The sequence below is a fragment of the Barnesiella sp. WM24 genome (assembly GCF_004570975.1).
Taxonomy (GTDB): Bacteria; Bacteroidota; Bacteroidia; order Bacteroidales; family Muribaculaceae; genus Muribaculum.
In genome coordinates, this window is sequence record NZ_SPPC01000006.1 from 113,618 (window position 1) to 130,951 (window position 17,334).

Consider the following 17,334-nt stretch of genomic DNA (forward strand, 5'->3'; position numbering starts at 1 on the left):
CACAAATGTACATGCAGGTATACATATAACATACATATGCAATATACACAAGCAATGTAGGGGCGAGTGGAAGCTCGCCCGCGTATCAACCATGCGTGTACAACGCCGTATTTCGCAATGCATGTGTTTCGGGCGAGCTTCCACTCGCCCCTACAGCTACGCGGTGTATTTTAACGTGATATATTTTATGCGCGATGGTAATTTTTGCGCGATGTATTTTTATACGCGGTGTATTGTATTTTATACGCGATGGTATATTATACATGATGTATTTTATACGCGGTATTATCGGCTACGCGGGGGGTGTTTGATTTTGTTTGTGTGATGACTTTATGGTTGTTTTATATGAGAAAATATGACATTTTGAACAAATATATACGTGTTTTAATTTTTTTTGGTTATATTTGCGATGATTGCAAATATTAATGGAAAAAAACTAAAATTTTGCGTATGAAAAAATTTTACTCATTCTTAGCTTCGGCCCTTATTGCGGCAGGTGCGTCAGCCGCACTTCCGGCAAAGGTGGGCGAGGCTTACAAAGGGGGTAATGTCACCAACGGTGATATTACCTCAGTAAAGCCGGTCAATGCTAAAGCGACCAAGGCTGAGGGCAAGCTTAACATTAAAAAGCATGCCGGTGCTAATCCTCTTGTATTTAAGGAGGCTAAAGGTAATTCACGCGTCAATAAAGTGCTTCCCGACGGTGGCTACAATTGGGAGACACTTGGTGAAGCAGATTACACCGACGCCATAACAGTAGCACCCCTTGCCGACTATGGAGTGCCCGCACAGACCTTTAAAGTTGAAATTCAGGAATCACAATCTCAGCCGGGTATCTATCGTCTTGTAAATATCCATGACAATAATCCTAATGTCGGCGATATGGGGCTTAGCCTTGCCGATCCGGAAGTTGACTCTTACATGATTTTCAACACTCTTGACGGAGACCCCATAATTCAAGAGGCTGTATACAATCTTCTCGACCCATTGGAATATGAACATGAGTATGTAGTATCGCAGATAAATTACGGTACTTTTGAGAATGATGTCGTTGTTATTCCTGCAGGCGCCATTGCAGTAGGTCTCGGCATTGAACCCTGGGATGTATTGGATTTTGACGATGATTTTAATCCTGTGATACCGTCAGGTTATAGCGAAAAAGTGTTCACGACAAGTGAGGACCTTGTTATCGTGCTTCCGGGTGCCACTTACAATCCCGGCGGCGATGATGCCGACTATAGCTTCCTTCTGGTTCAGACCAGTCTTTGTGCCAATGATGAAAACAATGCACGTTTTGGTTTTGCCGGCGGTGATGATATCGTTTCTTATAAATATGGATCTGTTTATGGCATGTATGCCATAAGTGATAAAAATCTTGATTTTATTGCTGAAAACGGTAATGATGGTTTAGAATCAGGATATTATTATACCTTAAACCTTGATAAACAAGGATGGTATACCTTATTTGTAGTCGGTTTTAATGAAGCAGGAGAACGTGTTGCCGGTGATGGAGTATATTTCTACTCATATGCCCATGATCCCGAAGAGTGGACCTCTCTCGGCAATGTACTGTTTACCGACGATACTTTCGGTCCTGTATATGGACTTGATGACGAGATTGCCGCTGTAAAAGTAGAGATGCTTGAAAGCAAGAGCAACCCCGGACTTTATCGTCTTGTGAATCCATATGCCGACCATAAGTTTATTGAAGATTATCCCGGTGATATAGTATATCATAACCACAACCATTATCTTGACATCGATGCTTCCGATGCAGAAAATGTAATGATCTTTGAGATGCCAATCGGTATTGATGTACAAGGAGAATCCATTACTCTTTTTAGCGACAAGAGCGGAAGTTTTGTTAACAATAAAATTACTTTCCCGACCAGAGGACTTGGCATAGGTGTATATGGCGGAGAAGATGATGGTTTCTTTTATGCAAATCAATTAGGTCGTTTCGCTGTCGAATTGCCTTGCACACTTAAAGTAAAAGCTTTTGACAATGACGGTAATCCTGTAGAGGGTGCTTATGTAAATGCACTGAGAGAAGAAGCTGTAACCGATGCCAACGGTGAAGCAAGCATAAGCCTTTTCGGAGTGCTTGGTACTAAGGTAGCCGTTTCGGTTTACAAAGATTACCTCTTCTGGGAAGGCGAGGCTGACTTCACCGAAAGTGCTGAAGCCTGGGCTATCGCCGAGCTCGCAGCTCCCGACTGCACACTTAAAGTAAAGGCTTTTGACAAGAACGGTGATCCGGTTGCCGGTGCAATGGTTTATGCCAACGGAGTTGATGGCGAGACCAATGAAAACGGAGAAGCCACTCTTACACTTCCGGGTGTAATCGGCAAGCAGGTAGCCGTATCGGTCTACAAGGATTACCTCTTCTGGGAAGGAAAGGCTGACTTTACTGAAAGCATGGAAGCTTTCTTGTTAGCCGAACTTGCAGGTCCTGACTGCTCTTTGATAATCAAGGCGCTTGACAAGGATGGCAATCCGGTTGCCGATGCACATGTACTTGCAGCCGGAGTAGAGGGTGTAACCGATGAGTTTGGAAGCGCTTCTCTCACTCTTCCCGATGTAATCGGCACCAAGGTAGCCGTATCGGTTTACAAAGATTACCTCTTCTGGGAGGGCGAAGCTGACTTTACCGAAAGCATGGATGCCTTCTTGTTAGCCGAACTCGTGGCTCCCGACTGCACTTTGAAGGTGACAGTAATCGACGGTGACAGTGAACCGGTGGAAGGTGCTACAGTAGAAGCCAACGGTAAAGACGCCGTAACCGACGCCAACGGTAATGCTGCAATTGAAGTGGGCGATGTAATCGGCAAGACTATCAAAGTCAATGTAAGCAAAGACGGATATGATGCTGCCGAAGCAGAGGCTGACTTCACCGAAAGCATGGAAAACCACATAGTGGTAGTGCTTAAAGCCAAGACTGTCGGTATCTCACTCGCTGTTATCGACGCCGACAAGAGCATCAAGGTTTATGATCTTAACGGACGCCGTGTAGAGCATCCTTCAGTAGGAAACATCTACATCGTTAACGGAAAGAAAGTAAGACTGACTGAATAATCATCATTATTTAAATAAGAAAGGGGCGCTTCGTCACATGTGCGGAGCGCCTCTTTTCTGTTACTTCTATAGGATTATAGATTGGGGTTCAGTTTATGCCAGTCGGCGATAGGAGGCAACACGCCCATCTCGATTACCTCGTCACGGAGTTTGCAAAGATGTTCATAGCTCTTTTCAAGCTCCTTGTTTTCTTCGGGTGTACCTTCGATAGGCTTGTAGCTTACGCCATCCTTGGTGATGGTGGTCTCCATAGCCATCATTATGTGCTGGAACTTGTCGTTGTTGACATATGTTCCGGCAGGCCAGCGGAACGGCTTACCACCCATAGCTGCAGCAATCATCTCGATAGACAGATATGCCGGGCTCTGGAATGAAGACCTTCCACGGAGTTCGATAATGTTCTTTCCACCTTGAACGACACGTGTCTTGATAGCTTCCCAGTTTGCTTCCGGAAGGACTCCTTCGTCAATAAGCTGCTTCAGCGGTTTGCCCTTTATAGTGGTGGTGGATTCAAATACCGCCATCTGCTCGCCGTGTCCGCCATAGGTACGCGCATTCTTGATTTCTGTATCGGGAATCTTGAAATATTTAGATAGTTCCGACTGCAATCGGGTGCTGTCGAGAGCGGCAAGAGTGCTGAGGCATGAAGGTTTCACTCCTGAATATATAAGGGCGATAAGACCTGTAATATCGGCAGGATTGAATACAACTACGATATGCTTTACATCGGGGCAATACTGCTTGATGTTTTTACCGAATTCCTCGGCGATAAGTGCGTTGCCTTTAAGAAGGTCTTCACGGGTCATGCCTGCCTTACGGGCGGCACCGCCTGACGACACAACATATTTGGCACCGGTCAAAGCTTCCTTGACATCGGTGGTATAGGTAAGGTTGACACCTTCAAATCCGCAATGGAACATTTCTTCTGCGACACCTTCAAGAGCGGGTCCGTAAGGGTCGTATAGACAGATGTTAGGGGTAAGGTGCATCATAAGCGCTGTCTGCGCCATGTTAGAACCGATCATGCCGGCTGCACCTACAATCGTGAGTTTATCAGTGGTTAAAAAGTCCATAGAAGTTAATAAGTTATTGGTTTTAGAATATAACAACTTATATGGCGCTAATGTTTTCGTAAAGTTTTCAACTCCTGTTTCGCGGATGATGCAGCAGTATTTCCCGCCGGAGCATCGACCGGTCGAGATGCAGATAAATCTCAGTCGTGGCTATTGACTCGTGACCGAGCATCTGCTGGATTGCGCGCAGATTGGCACCTCCTTCAAGCAAATGAGTGGCAAAGGAGTGGCGGAGCGAGTGAGGACTTATCACCTTGCGTATTCCGGCAAGCTCACAGAGTCGCTTTATTATGTAAAACACCATTACGCGGGTGAGACGCCTGCCGCGCCGGTTAAGAAATAGTATGCTCTCCTCACCCGGCTTTATGTCAAGCGATGCCCGCTGCTGCATGTAGAGCCTGATTTCCTCAACCGCAGTATCCGACACCGGCACCATGCGCTCCTTGCTCCCCTTGCCGCGCACTATCACATACCGCTCTTCGAGAAAAAGACTGGAAAGGGTGAGCCCTACAAGCTCGCTCACGCGGAGTCCGCAGCTGTATAGAGTCTCTACAATCGCACGGTTGCGCTGTCCTTCAGCCGTCGACAGGTCAATGCACGCTATCATACGGTCTATTTCCTCAACGGAAAGCACCTCAGGCAGATGTCGTCCGAGACGCGGGGCATCAAGAAGCAGGGTAGGATTGTCGGCTATGTAATCCTCCATTTTCAGATAGCGGAAAAATGATTTCAGCCCCGATATTATGCGCGCCTGCGACGACGAGGCGATACCGAGGTCGTGGAGAGCGGCAAGAAATTCATGCAACACTTCAGGACCGGCGTCGCGAATCATCATCTTTTTGTCGGCAAGAAAGCGGAGCAGCTTGTCAATGTCGGAACGATAGGAGACTACGGTATTTTCCGAAAGCCCTTTTTCAAGCATCAGATAGCCTTCGTAGGCATCCAGTATTACTGATATATCGTTGATAGCTCTCATCAGAACCAGAGAGAAAAGTGCTGACGCGGCAATTTTCTGTTGCCTATTATCACCGCTGTCCTGCCGTTGGAAAAAGTCATGCCCCATGTCATCGCTGACGCTGCGGCTTTAACGATTGCCCTGATTCTGCCGCCGCGCTTCATCCCGCCGACAATTACCACTCCCTGCCTTTCTATCGCATCGTCGATCAAGCAGCGCAGATTGTCGTCAGACAGCGGAGTAGTCGGACTTACGTATATAAAGGGGCGGTCGTCGCCAAGATTGTCCATGTACTTTGAATACATATCGTAACCGTCACCGGCAACCGTCACCACGGCATTGACCGACAGCTGTTTAAGTGTAGTCTCGGCTGTCTTGTTGTAGCCCGATACAAGCATTGAACCCGGGTTGAAGTGATTTGCCACCCTGAACAGCAGCCTTGCCTCGCTCCGTGAGACATGATTGAGCTTTGCCTCCCGGTCTATGATGTCGTAAGAGTAGTATCGGCATGTCTCTTTTATCACCCTTTTTATAAAGTAGAAAGCAAAGGGCGAGTGTACGCCGAAGCCACGGCTACGGCGATAACGGTTAAGAGATGTAAGATACAGACTCAGCGCCTTCATTTACGTCGCAAAGGTAACTTGAAGGTGTAAAGCAGGGCTGCGGCGATAACAGCGAGATAGATGATGATAATCGCTATCGTAGCCACGGTGACAGTCGTGTGGATCGACTGGGGGTCAAAGCGCATCTTGATGCTGTGGCTGCCCGCCGGAATCTTCAACGCGCGCAGCAGATAGTCGACACGCGCAATTTCTGTCTCGTTGCCGTCAATCCACGCTTTCCATCCCCAGGGGAAATATATCTCGGAGAATACGGCTACACCGCCTTTGGCACTGTTGACCGCATAGTGTAGCTCGTTGGGTGCATAGGATGTCTCATAGATTGTGTCACCGGGCATTTTCTGAGCTACTGTAGTGCCGAGCAGCGGCTTGAACCGGTTGTCGGCTACCGCCGTGACAGCGGGGTTTATACTGTCAAGTGCGCCCATCTCGGCATCGGCATCGGCTACATACATGAGACTGTCAACAAGCCACGCGTTGCCAAGGGCGTCAGGATTGGTATAGGCTTCGTCGTCACTCATCACAATATACTTGGCATTGAGCATGTTTAAGACATTCATGTCAGCCTCGCTTATGTTTCCGGTGGAGAAATTGCCGAGATGACGGTCGATCATGTCATGATAGCGTGTAAGCTTAGCGGCGTGATATCCGCCTATTGTCTTGTGGCGGTAAGAGGGTGCTGCTTCACCAAACTGAGGTATATTCATCACACGGTAGTTCATAGCCGTGTCGGCAAGAATCATCCTGTCGGCTTTTGTAATGGGGAACGGCTCGCCCGCCGCAAGAGTGCGCGGCACAAAACTCTCTGTATCGAGATAGCGCTTGTTGACTGTATACAGGTCGCCGATCACAATAAGAGTGAGTATGGCACAAAATGTCTTCTTGTCTATCTTGCGCGACATGAAGAGCCAGAGGAATATGCCTCCGAGAGCCACTATGCAGAAACTGCGGAGTGCATCGGCCGACACCATCGCCATCCTGACACTCTCTATCGCTGCAAAAAGCTGCGGCACCTGCTGTGCCATGCCGGAAGCCACATATGCGTCATGCTCCTGGTTGCTGAGATAAGAGCCGAAAATGCTTGGCGACGCGATGCCGAGAAGACAGAAAAACAGGCAGATGCCAAACGACACGGCAACCGGAGTGCGGTAACTGCGCCAACGGTCACGGTTGTCAACCAATTCCTTCAAGGCAAGAATGGCGAGAAGAGGTATTGTAAATTCCGCTACGACAAGGATGCTTGCCACTGTACGGAATTTGTTGTACATCGGGAAATGGTCAATCATCAGGTCGGTAAGCCACATCATGTTATGACCCCACGACAGGGCTATCGAGATGACGGTCACAATAAGAAGCATCCACTTTATGGGTCCCTTGACTATTATGCATCCGAGAATAAACAGCGCCACAAGCAACGCACCTACATAGACAGGACCGTTGGTCATCGGCTGGTCGCCGAAATATTGCGGGAACTGGCTGAGGTAAGATGCCATCTCGCCCGATACGGTGCCCGATTTTACGAGTTGTGAGGCTGTGTCGGTGTCGCCGAGCGACATCAGTTTGTTGCTTCCTTTTTCCGGCTTGATAGTGGCACCACCCTTTACATTAGGTATCAGCAGGGTGAAAGTCTCACTTTTACCGTAGCTCCACGCTGTTATGTAATCCTTGTTGAGACCACCTGAGGCGTTGACAGCACCACCTCCACTGTTTCCGGAAAGTTCGCTGTGTTTTCCTCTCATGGTCTCCTTTGAATACATGTAGGTATTGTAAAGGTTAGGGGCGTTGGCGGCGACAGCGAGTATAGCGGCGACGGCAAGCGCTCCGGTAGCTTTCCACCATTTTGACATGTTATGCTTGCGATATAGTACAACACCGTAAGCGACAACAAATCCTATCACGACCATAAGGAAGTAATAAGACATCTGTATATGGTTGCCGGCAATCTGCAGCATGGCAAACAAAGCCGCCAAAGCCGCTCCGGCAAGGTATTTGCCACGGTAGGCAAGCACAATTCCGGCAATAGTGGGCGGTATATAGGCAAGGGTTATGAATTTCCATATGTGTCCCGCGCCTATGATTATAATAAAGTAAGATGAAAAGCCGTAGGCTATAGCTCCCGGCAGGGCAAGATACCACTTCACTCTCATGGCAAGCAACAGAATGAAGAAGCCCGTCATCATCATGAACAGCAGACTGACGGGCGATGGCAGCCAAAGATGATACAGATTGCCTGCAAAGGTGATGAGTTTTCCGGAAGGGTAGGATGGATTGATCTGGAAAGTAGGCATTCCTGAGAAAAGGGAGTTGGTCCAGCGCGACAGTTCCCCCGACTCTTCCTCATAGGTGTTGACTTCATGGCTTATAGCCGTGCCTTGCTGCATGTCATGCTGCCTAAGCTCGTTGCCCTCGAAGGCATCGGGATAGAAAAACGCGCAAGCCACAACAAGCATTACCACCAGGGAAATCATGAACCCTATAAACGAACGGCTCGTAAGAAAAGCCTTGAGGCGACCACCGGCGGTAAGCTCTCTGTCAGATATGTTTTTATTATTCATAATAATTGTCGTTTAACCCACAAAATTAGTAAAAAACATCATATACCGTCATAACATCAACGACTTTTCATTTTGTTTGCCAATGATAATACCGCGTAGCCGATAATACCATCGCGTATAAAATATACGCATGCACGTATACATATGCAATGTAACACATGCAATGCATACATACAATATCCACATACACGTATACATACAATATACACATGCAGGTATACATACAATATACACATGCAATGTAGGGGCGAGTGGAAGCTCGCCCGCGTATCAACCATGCGTGTATAACACCGTGTTTCGCAATGCGTGTATTTCGGGCGAGCTTCCACTCGCCCCTACAGCTACGCGATGTATTTTATATGCGATGTATTTTATATGTATATTGCATGTATACCGTATTGCATCATGACCGTTGATGAATCGCATGCACATTACCTGTGTATTTTGTTTGTTGACAATTGTTGAAAACTATGTTGATTTATGACGATATACACATGCAATGTAGGGGCGAGTGGAAGCTCGCCCGCACATCAACCATGAGCATCAACCATGCGTGTACAACACCGTGTTCCGCAATGCGTGTATTCGGGCGAGCTTCCACTCGCCCCTACAGCTACGCGATGTATTTTATACGCGATGTATTTTATATGTATGTTGTATGTATACGTGCATGTGGATTTGTGTGTTGACAATTGTTGAAAACTATGTTGATTTATGATGATATATTTTGTGAAGGTTTTTTATAATTATATTTGCCTATTTGGGATTGGTGTCTTATTAGAGATTGTGCGCGTTATTCAAAATTTTTTATGTATCAGATTTTGTGCAGATATCAACCATGATTGCAATACTTATCAATACCGACGGTCTGTGATTTTTATTTACATAGCCACTTATTAACCATGTGTTGATAATGCAGTGATTTACCTGTAATAGTGGCGGTTAACATGTTGATAACAACGAAAGTAATGTTTATACGACTACAATAACTTAATATGCAAGCAAATGAAGCAAAACTTATCATTGCTATTAACAGCTATTACTATAACCTCATAAAAGAGATTTTTAAAAAATTTTTTCTTCTAATATAAAAAGTATGGTTGATAACAAGGGTTGACGGGTAACATGTAGGACGGGCATAAAAACAGAAATAGCCGGTTTCGACCCGGCTATTTAGTAATGATCAAGAAATAAGTGTCAGTCGTCGTAGCGCACAAAGTTGCCTGTCTTGTCAAACTTCATGTCAACGCCATTGGATAGCTCAACGTCATAACCGCTGCGTTCTTTGTCGATACCAACAATATGTGTGCCCGACTGATTTTTTGCCACGTAATTACGGATGTTTTCCGGGACAAGGCTTGAGGGGACTGACTTGGTGTTTGCGGTCTCCACATTGTCCCAGTTGCCGTGACTGTCAAATGTTATTTCAGTGCCGTCGCTCAAAGTGACATCATACTCGTCTATGTGACCGAGAGTCTTTTCTATCTTGACTACACTGACCTTAGCCTTGAAATTGGACGCTATAGTAGTGCGTGCAGCTTCAGGAAGCACCGATGCGTCATGAGCGTAAGTGTCACGTGCGACTGCTGTGGCTGAGATGCCCAGCGCAACCATGAGAATCATAATAATCTTTTTCATAATTCTTTCATTTAGAGATGTAACATATCTTAGAATAAGAACAAACAATAAATCAGATGGTTTTGGCAGGAATTGACTTCTCTTCCGGTAGCTATATAAACTAAGCGCGGAGATGCCTCGCGGTATCTCCGTGCCTGATAATAAACCAATCATTATCACATTTCTTGCAATGGAAAAAGTAATTTTGCTATGTACCTTTAAAACGCGGTAAAACGTAAATGGTTCAGCAATGACGTTGAAAAAAGAGAATAAAAATTGCCTTATTTAGCTAATATCTCTATTTTCAGCGGTTTACCGTTGAAAAATTTTGTCGAAAATTTTAAATCTTTTTTCGTGGTGACTTCAAACGGGATGGTGACACCATTGACCGATACCTCCGAGACTTTACTGCAAATGCCGGGAAGCACGAAGGAGAGGTCACGTTGGGCAGGCATTCCGGGGTAGTAGCCTGACAGGTCGACGCCGATTGTGATTTTACCGTCGGCAGCATCACTGGTAAAAGTCATCAGGGCATACTCCCCGCGGTCAAGCGATGAGGTAGAGCTGCGGTCATCCTCAAAGAGCACATACCGGCTCTTTACCTCTCCGCGCGGGAAATAAAGTATGGTATAGGCGGCAGGATTATAGTCGCCGGTATTTTCCATCGCGTAGTCAGCCTGAGGGATAAACGCGCCGTTGCGTATGAGAAGAGGGATTGTTTCAAGAGGAGCGTTGTAGCTGAACTCTGCGGGACCCTGATAATCGACTTCAGGATTGTTCCAGTCTATCCACTTTCCTTCGGGTATATAAACGTTGCGGTTAACTGCGCCTTGCTGCAATACAGGGGCTACAAGCACTTCGCTTCCCCACATGAACTCATCGGTTATGGTATCGGCGGGAGTGCCTGTAATGCCGTCGAAATTGACAGGTCGCACAAGGGGATAACCCTTGGTGGCATTTTCATAAGCGAGAGTATAGTTGTAAGGCAGCCAGCGATAGCGCATCTTTATAAGATCACGGAGCAACTGCGAGTATTCGGGGTATTTGTAGGGCTCGGCATATTTCTGGGCATGAGTGCGGAGGATGGGCGAGAACACTCCAAGCTGCAGCCAGCGCACATAAAGCTCAGGGTCGGTGGGGTTTTGCTCGTCAATGGCAAATCCACCCACATCATGAGACATGTATCCGAGTCCGCTCAATCCGGAGTTAAGCATGATTTTCACCTGAGGCTGCAATCCGCCCCAGGAGCGCGAAACGTCGGTCGACCAGGGAAACACACTGTAACGCTGCAGTCCGGCTGTGCCGCCACGCATCAGAGTCATAAGACGTGTGTCAGGGTATTCATCCTTGAACAGGTCATAGATGATTGAGCTCCACACATTGCCATATTGGTTGTGATATTCGCGCGCTGTCTCGCCGTTATGGTGGACGATGGTCTCGGGATGCACCTCAGGTTCGCCAAGGTCGCCCCACCATCCGCCTACTCCTTCATTGGTAAGTGAGCGGTAGCGTTCGCGCAGCCAGCGGCGTGTGTCGGGGTTTGCGACGTCAAACATTCCCGCCTCGCCTACCCATGTGGTGACATCGTTTATGTCGCCCGCGACATTCTTTGTCAACATGCCCTTTTCGGCAAGCATATTGTAATTGTCGATAGCGCCTATCTTGTTGATATAGGGTTGCGATATGATAACAGTGTTCACTCCTTTGTCTTTCAGTCCGGCAAGCATCTTTTTATGGTCGCCCCACTGCTCGCGGTTCCATTCAAGACGTCCCATGTCGGTCTCCTTGCCATACCAATATAGATCCAGCACAATTCCGTCGACCGGATAACCTTCACGTTTCAGGGTGTCTATTACGCCACAGGTCTCTTCTTGGGTCTTATAGCCATATTTAGAGGTTATATATCCGAGCGACCAGAATGGAGGAAGCTCCTGGCGTCCCGTAAGGAGCGTGTATTGCGAGGTTACATCGGCGATGCCCTCTTTTCCATATATAAAATAGTAGGAGACCGGTTTACGGCTCTCAGTCTCGTATTTTATGGTGTCGCCCATGATGAGTCTTGCCGCCGCATAGTCGTCAAACAGGATTCCATAGCCTGTATTGCTCACGAAAAGCGGCACACATATGTTCATCTGGTTTATGCGCGGGTCTCCCTCCGTGTAGCCATAATTCTGCCTGTTATACATCACGAGGGTGTCGCCGTTCAGTTTCAGGCTGTGACCGCGTTCACCGGCACCATAATATATACCGCCTTCGACGGGAATAAGCGACAGGGTTTTCATGCCCTGCGAGGAGTTTCTTGTGCCGTCGTCATAGAGCATCCGGTTGTCACCGTTGAAAAAGGTTACACCTGCCGAGTTTCGGTCGACAGTGACCGACAGCCCTGAAGGAAGAGTCATGGTGGTGTTTTGCCCGGTGGTTGATACGGTTCCGTTGAAAGGCTGTTTTTCCATGACAGCCGACACCGACTCTCTCACGCTTTCTCCCGGCATGAAATTGGATACTTTAATAATGTAGTCGTTTAACGCATTTACCACGACTGTCTTGCCGTCGCTTGACGTTGAGGTGATGATTCCCGTTTCGGCAGCTGAAGATGACAAAGCGGATAGCGCTGTCACTGCCGTCAGCATAATTGCTGTTAGCTTTGAATGTTTGTCCATGTTTTTATTGGCATTTGATAGAGACATTGCAAATGTAGTCATTTTTTTGTTATAATAGACGGGGGAAGTGAAAAATAGAGTATATTTGCACAGTCACGCTCTTAAACCGGGCAATACACTTTAAAACATTATTTTATGAGAAAGTTGTTAATTATGGCGTTTGCGGTATCGGTTGCCGCACTACTGGCTGTTTCATGCAGCAAAGGAAGAAAATCGGCTCATTCCTTATCGGATGACCGTGACAGTACATTCACTAATCTGAGTCATCCCGACTGGAGCCGTAATGCTGTCATATATGAAGTAAATCTACGACAGTATACCGACAGTGGTACAGTAAAGGAATTTGACCGCAATCTTCAGCGTTTAAAGGAGCTTGGGGTCGATATATTATGGTTCATGCCTGTACATCCTATATCGCAGGAAGGAAAGAAAGGCGAACTCGGAAGTTACTATGCCGTCAAGGACTATAAGGCATTTAATCCTGAATTTGGCACTCTTGACGAGTTTAAGGCGCTGGTAAAGAAAGCCCACGGGCTTGGCATGAAAGTGATAATCGACTGGGTTCCCAACCACACGGGACGTGACAACAGCTGGGTGAGCCAACATCCCGACTGGTATGCAAAAGATTCGCTCGGCAATATGTATGGTCCCTATGACTGGACCGATGTCTATAAGCTTGATTACAGCAACCGCGACATGCGTGAGGCAATGACCGATGCGCTTAAATTCTGGCTGAAGGAGGTTGATATAGACGGTTTCCGCTGTGATGTGGCGGGAGAAGTGCCTACTGATTTCTGGGATGAGGTGCGTCCGCGTCTTGATTCTATAAAGGAGGTGTTCATGCTTGCCGAGGCGAGCAAACCGGAATTGCATGTCAACGGATTTGACATGGGCTACAACTGGCCTATGAAAGACCTTTTCAGCGAGATTGCAGCCACTTCCGGTCAATATACATTCAAGGATGCAGATGGAAACATGAAGAGTTTCCCTGTGAAACATGCCGTGGCAATAGATTCACTTCTCGCATCGCAGGAGAAGGATTATCCCCGCGACAGCTACCTGATGAACATGATTACCAATCATGACCTTAACTCATGGGAGGGTACAGAGCAGGAACGTCTTGGCAATCTTGCCGACGCATTTGCCGTGTTGAGCTATACGCTTCCCGGAATGCCGCTTATTTATACAGGTCAGGAGACAGGCTTGAACCGTGCGTTTGAGTTTTTCAAGAAAGATGTGCCTCCCGTATGGGAACCGCGTAACCGCTACTTTGAGTTTTACAGGAAACTGAATCATCTTAAACACACACAGCCCGCGCTTCAGGCAGGGGTTGCCGGCGGTGACATGGTGCGTTATCCTACGGAGAGCGATGACCTGTACATATTCTCGCGTTCAGTTGACAATACGACCGTATACGTGTTTGTTAATCTTGGCAGTTCACCTGCCGATGTCATATATAAATCCGGAGCGCCGGCAGGCAATTCGACGACTGTCAATTTCTTTACCGGAGCTTCCGAGGAATTTCCTTCAAAGCTGCTCCCGGGAGAATATAAGGTATATGTAAACCGATAATGTCTAAAACAGGGTGAGCTGCTGGTCAAGAAGCCTGAAGCTCATCCTGTGATAGGGCGATGCTCCATGCAGGGCGATAGCCTCGCGATGGGCTTTTGTAGGATACCCCTTGTTTATGTTCCAGCCATACATGGGGTATTCTTCATGTATCTTTCTCATAAATTCGTCGCGGTGGGTCTTTGCGAGTATAGAGGCTGCGGCTATATTGCCAAATCTGCCGTCGCCTTTGACAAATGTCTGAAAAGGTATGTCCTTATAAGGCGAGAAGCGGTTGCCGTCGACCACTATAGCCCCGGGAGTCACTCCGAGCGCGTCGATAGCCCTGTGCATAGCCTCTATAGAGGCACGCAGTATATTTATCTTGTCAATCTCCTCATTGTCTACTATGCCCACAGCCCAGGCGACAGCCTCGGCTTCTATTATAGGGCGCAGCTTCTCGCGTTTAGCCTCGGTGAGCTGCTTGGAGTCGTTTAACAGCGGATGGTGGAAATCATCGGGAAGTATCACGGCGGCGGCGTGAACCGGGCCGGCAAGACATCCTCTTCCCGCCTCGTCACATCCTGCCTCAAAGCGACCGGCAACATAACATACCGGCAGGGAAAACTCTCTTTTCATCGGTTGCTGTTTAGTGTTAGCTTTCTTCTTCTCATCAAAGAATTGACACGCGCCACAAGCTCCTTCATGGCAAAGGGTTTCAGTATATAGTCATCGGCACCAAGGTCAAGCCCGTCGATGACGTCTTCCTCGTTGTTTCGCGACGAGCAGAATATAAGGGGTATGTTGATTGTCTCAAGATTTTGTTTCAGATAGCGTGCAAGCTCAAAACCTTCCTTATCCTCCATCATGACATCTATTATATAGAGGTCAAAGTCGATGAGATTGCTGTCCATAGCCTCTCCGGTGGAGTGAAACACATTTACCTTATATCCCGACTGTTCAAGATTGTATTGCATCAACTCGCTGACGAGCGGATCTTCGTCGGCAATACATATGCGGTTAAATTCGGGCGATTTTTTAGAATTGGCGGGCATATAGATAAAATTCATGAATGAAATGCCGGTCAGAGACTGTTTTGTCTCCGGGATTCATTTCTATGGCTACAAATGTAGGAAGGTAAGGGCTACAAAACAACTTTAGTAACTGTTTTGTAGCAAAAATATGGCAGTAACAATCATTAAATCAGAAAATTGTAACAAGCGACACCCGTTTGAAACAGATTTGTAAAAATAACGTCGGTTTTACACTTGCCTGATTTTTGACTGTCTGTTATGCCACTCTTTTACGGAAATGATCTTTTACAGTGTCGACCACATTGATTATATAGTCGCCCATCTTCTCAAGGTCACTTATTATGTCCATGTAATATATACCTGCCTGATACTCATAAGTGCGGTTGTTGATATTTTCAACATTGCTTGAGCGCAGCTGATTGCGCAGATTGTTGATTTCACGCTCCTTGTTATAAGAACGTATAATGTCAACCTGACGCACTTTCTCGACATCTCCAAGCAAGGTAAGCATGTCGGTCATCGCTTCCTTTACATAGTTGAACATGGTGTCGATATTGCGGAAAATGAAGTCGTCAAACTGAACTCCGCTTTCCTGCTTGCGGATAAGTATTTTCGCGCATCCGAAGCAGCAGTCGGCTATGCTCTCTATCTCGCTTACTATATTTAACATGGCTGCGATGTGAAGCTTACCTTCATTAGAGAGGCGACCTTCGGCACAGCGGTTGAGGTAGTTGGCGATTTCGATTTCCATGCGGTCAGATATCTCTTCATATTTTTCAAGCCGCGAGAAAAGTCGTGAGAACTCCTCCGTGTTTTCTTTGGTGTGGACAAGAGTCTCCGCCATGCCTATCATGCGCTCCACGCGCTGGGCGTAGACCACCATCTCCTTCTCGGCCTGCGCTATGTTAAGCTCTGACGCGCTCAGTAGACCGCCGGAGATAAATTTGAGCTGGAATTCCTCGTCTTCCTTGTGTTTTGCGGGCACAAGTTTCTCTACAATCTTTACATATAGTCCGGTAAGCCATATCATTATGGAAAGATTGACAAGGTTGAACACTGTATGGAACATTGACAATCCGAATGACACGCTGAACTGCATGGCTCCTATCTGGGCGAGCACGGGGTGACCGTTTGGCAGACTTCCGTCAAAGAGAGAGTTATATACATCGGGCTGTGTAGCCTCGAGATTATTGACAAATGAGAAAAGAGCCTCAGGATCGCCTTGTCCTATCTGCTCGGTAATCCACACATTGAGATTTACAAAGGGGAAGAATACAAAGAGAGTCCAGACAACACCGAAGAAATTAAACAGCAGGTGACCCATCGCTGTGCGTTTTGCCGCTACATTTCCGCTCATTGACGCGAGCAGCGGCGTTATGGTGGTTCCTATGTTGCTGCCAAGCACAACCGCACATCCGAGGTCAAATGTAATCCATCCCTTTGTACACATTATGAGTACAATGGCAAAGGTTGCTGCCGATGACTGGATGATTGCGGTGACAATAACTCCGACAAGGAGGAAGAGCAAAACTGATAGATAGCCCATCGAGGCATATCGCTCCAGAAATGCAAACATCTCGGGATTGCTTTGCAGGTCAGGCACATATTCGCTGATCATGTTAAGTCCCATGAAGAGGAATGCGAAACCGATAAGAAATTCACCTATCGATTTTGTGCGGCTTTTCTTGAAAAAGAGAAGCGGCACGGCACATGCTATTATAGGCAGGATGAATACCGAAGTGTCAACCTTGAATCCGAACAGGGCTATAATCCATGCCGTGAATGTGGTTCCGACATTGGCTCCGAATATTACAGCCATAGACTGTGCGAGGGTCATAAGTCCGGCGTTGACGAAACTTACAACCATCACTGTAGAGGCTGATGAACTTTGGATGAGAGCAGTGATTGCAAATCCGGTCAATGTCCCTGTAAACCGGTTGCGGGTCATAGCTGAAAGAATGTTGCGCAAGCGGTCGCCGGCGGCTTTTTGTAGGCCCTCGCTCATAACCTTCATTCCGTAAAGGAATAAGCAGACAGAGCCAAGGAGAGCTAAAAAGTCTAAGAACGTATAATTCATTATACCTGGAGTAATAAAAAAATTTCCTACGCAAAGATATAATAAATCTTTTTAATATGACACAAATGTTAAATTTTTATGTCATGTGTCGTGCCGTATATTTTGCGTCGGTCGATGTTT

At 46.9% G+C, this 17,334-nt stretch carries 11 protein-coding genes; 2 read left to right on the top strand and 9 right to left on the bottom strand.

Annotation, left to right across the window (positions count from 1 at the left end):
- Positions 1-450: 450 nt before the first annotated feature.
- Positions 451-3,075, top strand: a complete 2,625-nt coding sequence (locus tag E4T81_RS07845; RefSeq protein WP_135043125.1) for a carboxypeptidase regulatory-like domain-containing protein — start codon at positions 451-453, stop codon at positions 3,073-3,075.
- 74 nt (positions 3,076-3,149) lie between these two features.
- On the opposite strand, the gene E4T81_RS07850 is transcribed toward E4T81_RS07845, so the two are convergent.
- The 6 genes from E4T81_RS07850 to E4T81_RS07875 all read right to left on the bottom strand — a co-directional run bounded on the left by E4T81_RS07850 (position 3,150) and on the right by E4T81_RS07875 (position 12,555).
- A complete protein-coding gene (locus E4T81_RS07850) occupies positions 3,150-4,148 on the bottom strand; it encodes a malate dehydrogenase (protein WP_135043127.1) in 999 nt (332 codons plus the stop codon).
- 67 nt (positions 4,149-4,215) lie between these two features.
- A complete protein-coding gene (xerD, locus tag E4T81_RS07855; RefSeq protein ID WP_135043129.1) occupies positions 4,216-5,124 on the bottom strand; it encodes a site-specific tyrosine recombinase XerD in 909 nt (302 codons plus the stop codon).
- Entirely contained in the window at positions 5,124-5,726 is a 603-nt protein-coding gene (locus E4T81_RS07860; protein WP_135043131.1) for a hypothetical protein, read from the bottom strand. Before E4T81_RS07860 ends, xerD begins: the two co-directional genes overlap by 1 nt.
- The gene (locus E4T81_RS07865) at positions 5,723-8,278 is read right to left on the bottom strand and encodes a YfhO family protein (RefSeq protein ID WP_245207036.1); all 2,556 of its coding nucleotides are present in this window, start codon (positions 8,276-8,278) and stop codon (positions 5,723-5,725) included. Before E4T81_RS07865 ends, E4T81_RS07860 begins: the two co-directional genes overlap by 4 nt.
- Before the next feature lie 1,197 nt (positions 8,279-9,475).
- The gene (locus E4T81_RS07870; protein ID WP_167761785.1) at positions 9,476-9,916 is read right to left on the bottom strand and encodes a PepSY-like domain-containing protein; all 441 of its coding nucleotides are present in this window, start codon (positions 9,914-9,916) and stop codon (positions 9,476-9,478) included.
- A 260-nt stretch (positions 9,917-10,176) separates the two neighbouring features.
- Complete coding sequence (locus E4T81_RS07875; RefSeq protein WP_167761786.1) at positions 10,177-12,555, bottom strand: TIM-barrel domain-containing protein; 2,379 nt, start codon at positions 12,553-12,555, stop codon at positions 10,177-10,179.
- Positions 12,556-12,690: 135 nt separating this feature from the next.
- Between E4T81_RS07875 and E4T81_RS07880 the strand changes: the two genes are divergently transcribed.
- Positions 12,691-14,127: an alpha-amylase family glycosyl hydrolase gene (locus tag E4T81_RS07880; RefSeq protein WP_135043138.1), complete on the top strand. Its 1,437-nt coding sequence runs from the start codon at positions 12,691-12,693 to the stop codon at positions 14,125-14,127.
- 3 nt (positions 14,128-14,130) lie between these two features.
- Here the strand turns inward: E4T81_RS07880 and E4T81_RS07885 are convergent, their stop codons facing one another.
- From E4T81_RS07885 to E4T81_RS16090, 3 genes are all read right to left on the bottom strand, one after another.
- A complete protein-coding gene (locus tag E4T81_RS07885) occupies positions 14,131-14,742 on the bottom strand; it encodes a ribonuclease HII (RefSeq protein ID WP_135043140.1) in 612 nt (203 codons plus the stop codon).
- A complete protein-coding gene (locus E4T81_RS07890; RefSeq protein ID WP_135043142.1) occupies positions 14,739-15,173 on the bottom strand; it encodes a response regulator transcription factor in 435 nt (144 codons plus the stop codon). The genes E4T81_RS07885 and E4T81_RS07890 overlap by 4 nt, the downstream gene beginning before the upstream one ends.
- A gap of 220 nt (positions 15,174-15,393) precedes the next feature.
- Positions 15,394-17,214: a Na/Pi cotransporter family protein gene (locus tag E4T81_RS16090; protein WP_135043144.1), complete on the bottom strand. Its 1,821-nt coding sequence runs from the start codon at positions 17,212-17,214 to the stop codon at positions 15,394-15,396.
- Between the last annotated feature and the right edge of the window lie 120 nt (positions 17,215-17,334).

Bases quoted from the DNA above. Each gene is read 5' to 3' on its own strand.
- E4T81_RS07870 (WP_167761785.1), bottom strand. From the start codon at position 9,916: ATGAAAAAGATTATTATGATTCTCATGGTTGCGCTGGGCATCTCAGCC.
- E4T81_RS07890 (WP_135043142.1), bottom strand. From the start codon at position 15,173: ATGAATTTTATCTATATGCCCGCCAATTCTAAAAAATCGCCCGAATTT.
- E4T81_RS07845 (WP_135043125.1), top strand. From the start codon at position 451: ATGAAAAAATTTTACTCATTCTTAGCTTCGGCCCTTATTGCGGCAGGT.
- E4T81_RS07860 (WP_135043131.1), bottom strand. From the start codon at position 5,726: ATGAAGGCGCTGAGTCTGTATCTTACATCTCTTAACCGTTATCGCCGT.
- E4T81_RS07865 (WP_245207036.1), bottom strand. From the start codon at position 8,278: ATGAATAATAAAAACATATCTGACAGAGAGCTTACCGCCGGTGGTCGC.
- E4T81_RS07875 (WP_167761786.1), bottom strand. From the start codon at position 12,555: ATGGACAAACATTCAAAGCTAACAGCAATTATGCTGACGGCAGTGACA.
- xerD (WP_135043129.1), bottom strand. From the start codon at position 5,124: ATGAGAGCTATCAACGATATATCAGTAATACTGGATGCCTACGAAGGC.
- E4T81_RS07850 (WP_135043127.1), bottom strand. From the start codon at position 4,148: ATGGACTTTTTAACCACTGATAAACTCACGATTGTAGGTGCAGCCGGC.
- E4T81_RS16090 (WP_135043144.1), bottom strand. From the start codon at position 17,214: ATGAATTATACGTTCTTAGACTTTTTAGCTCTCCTTGGCTCTGTCTGC.
- E4T81_RS07885 (WP_135043140.1), bottom strand. From the start codon at position 14,742: ATGAAAAGAGAGTTTTCCCTGCCGGTATGTTATGTTGCCGGTCGCTTT.
- E4T81_RS07880 (WP_135043138.1), top strand. From the start codon at position 12,691: ATGAGAAAGTTGTTAATTATGGCGTTTGCGGTATCGGTTGCCGCACTA.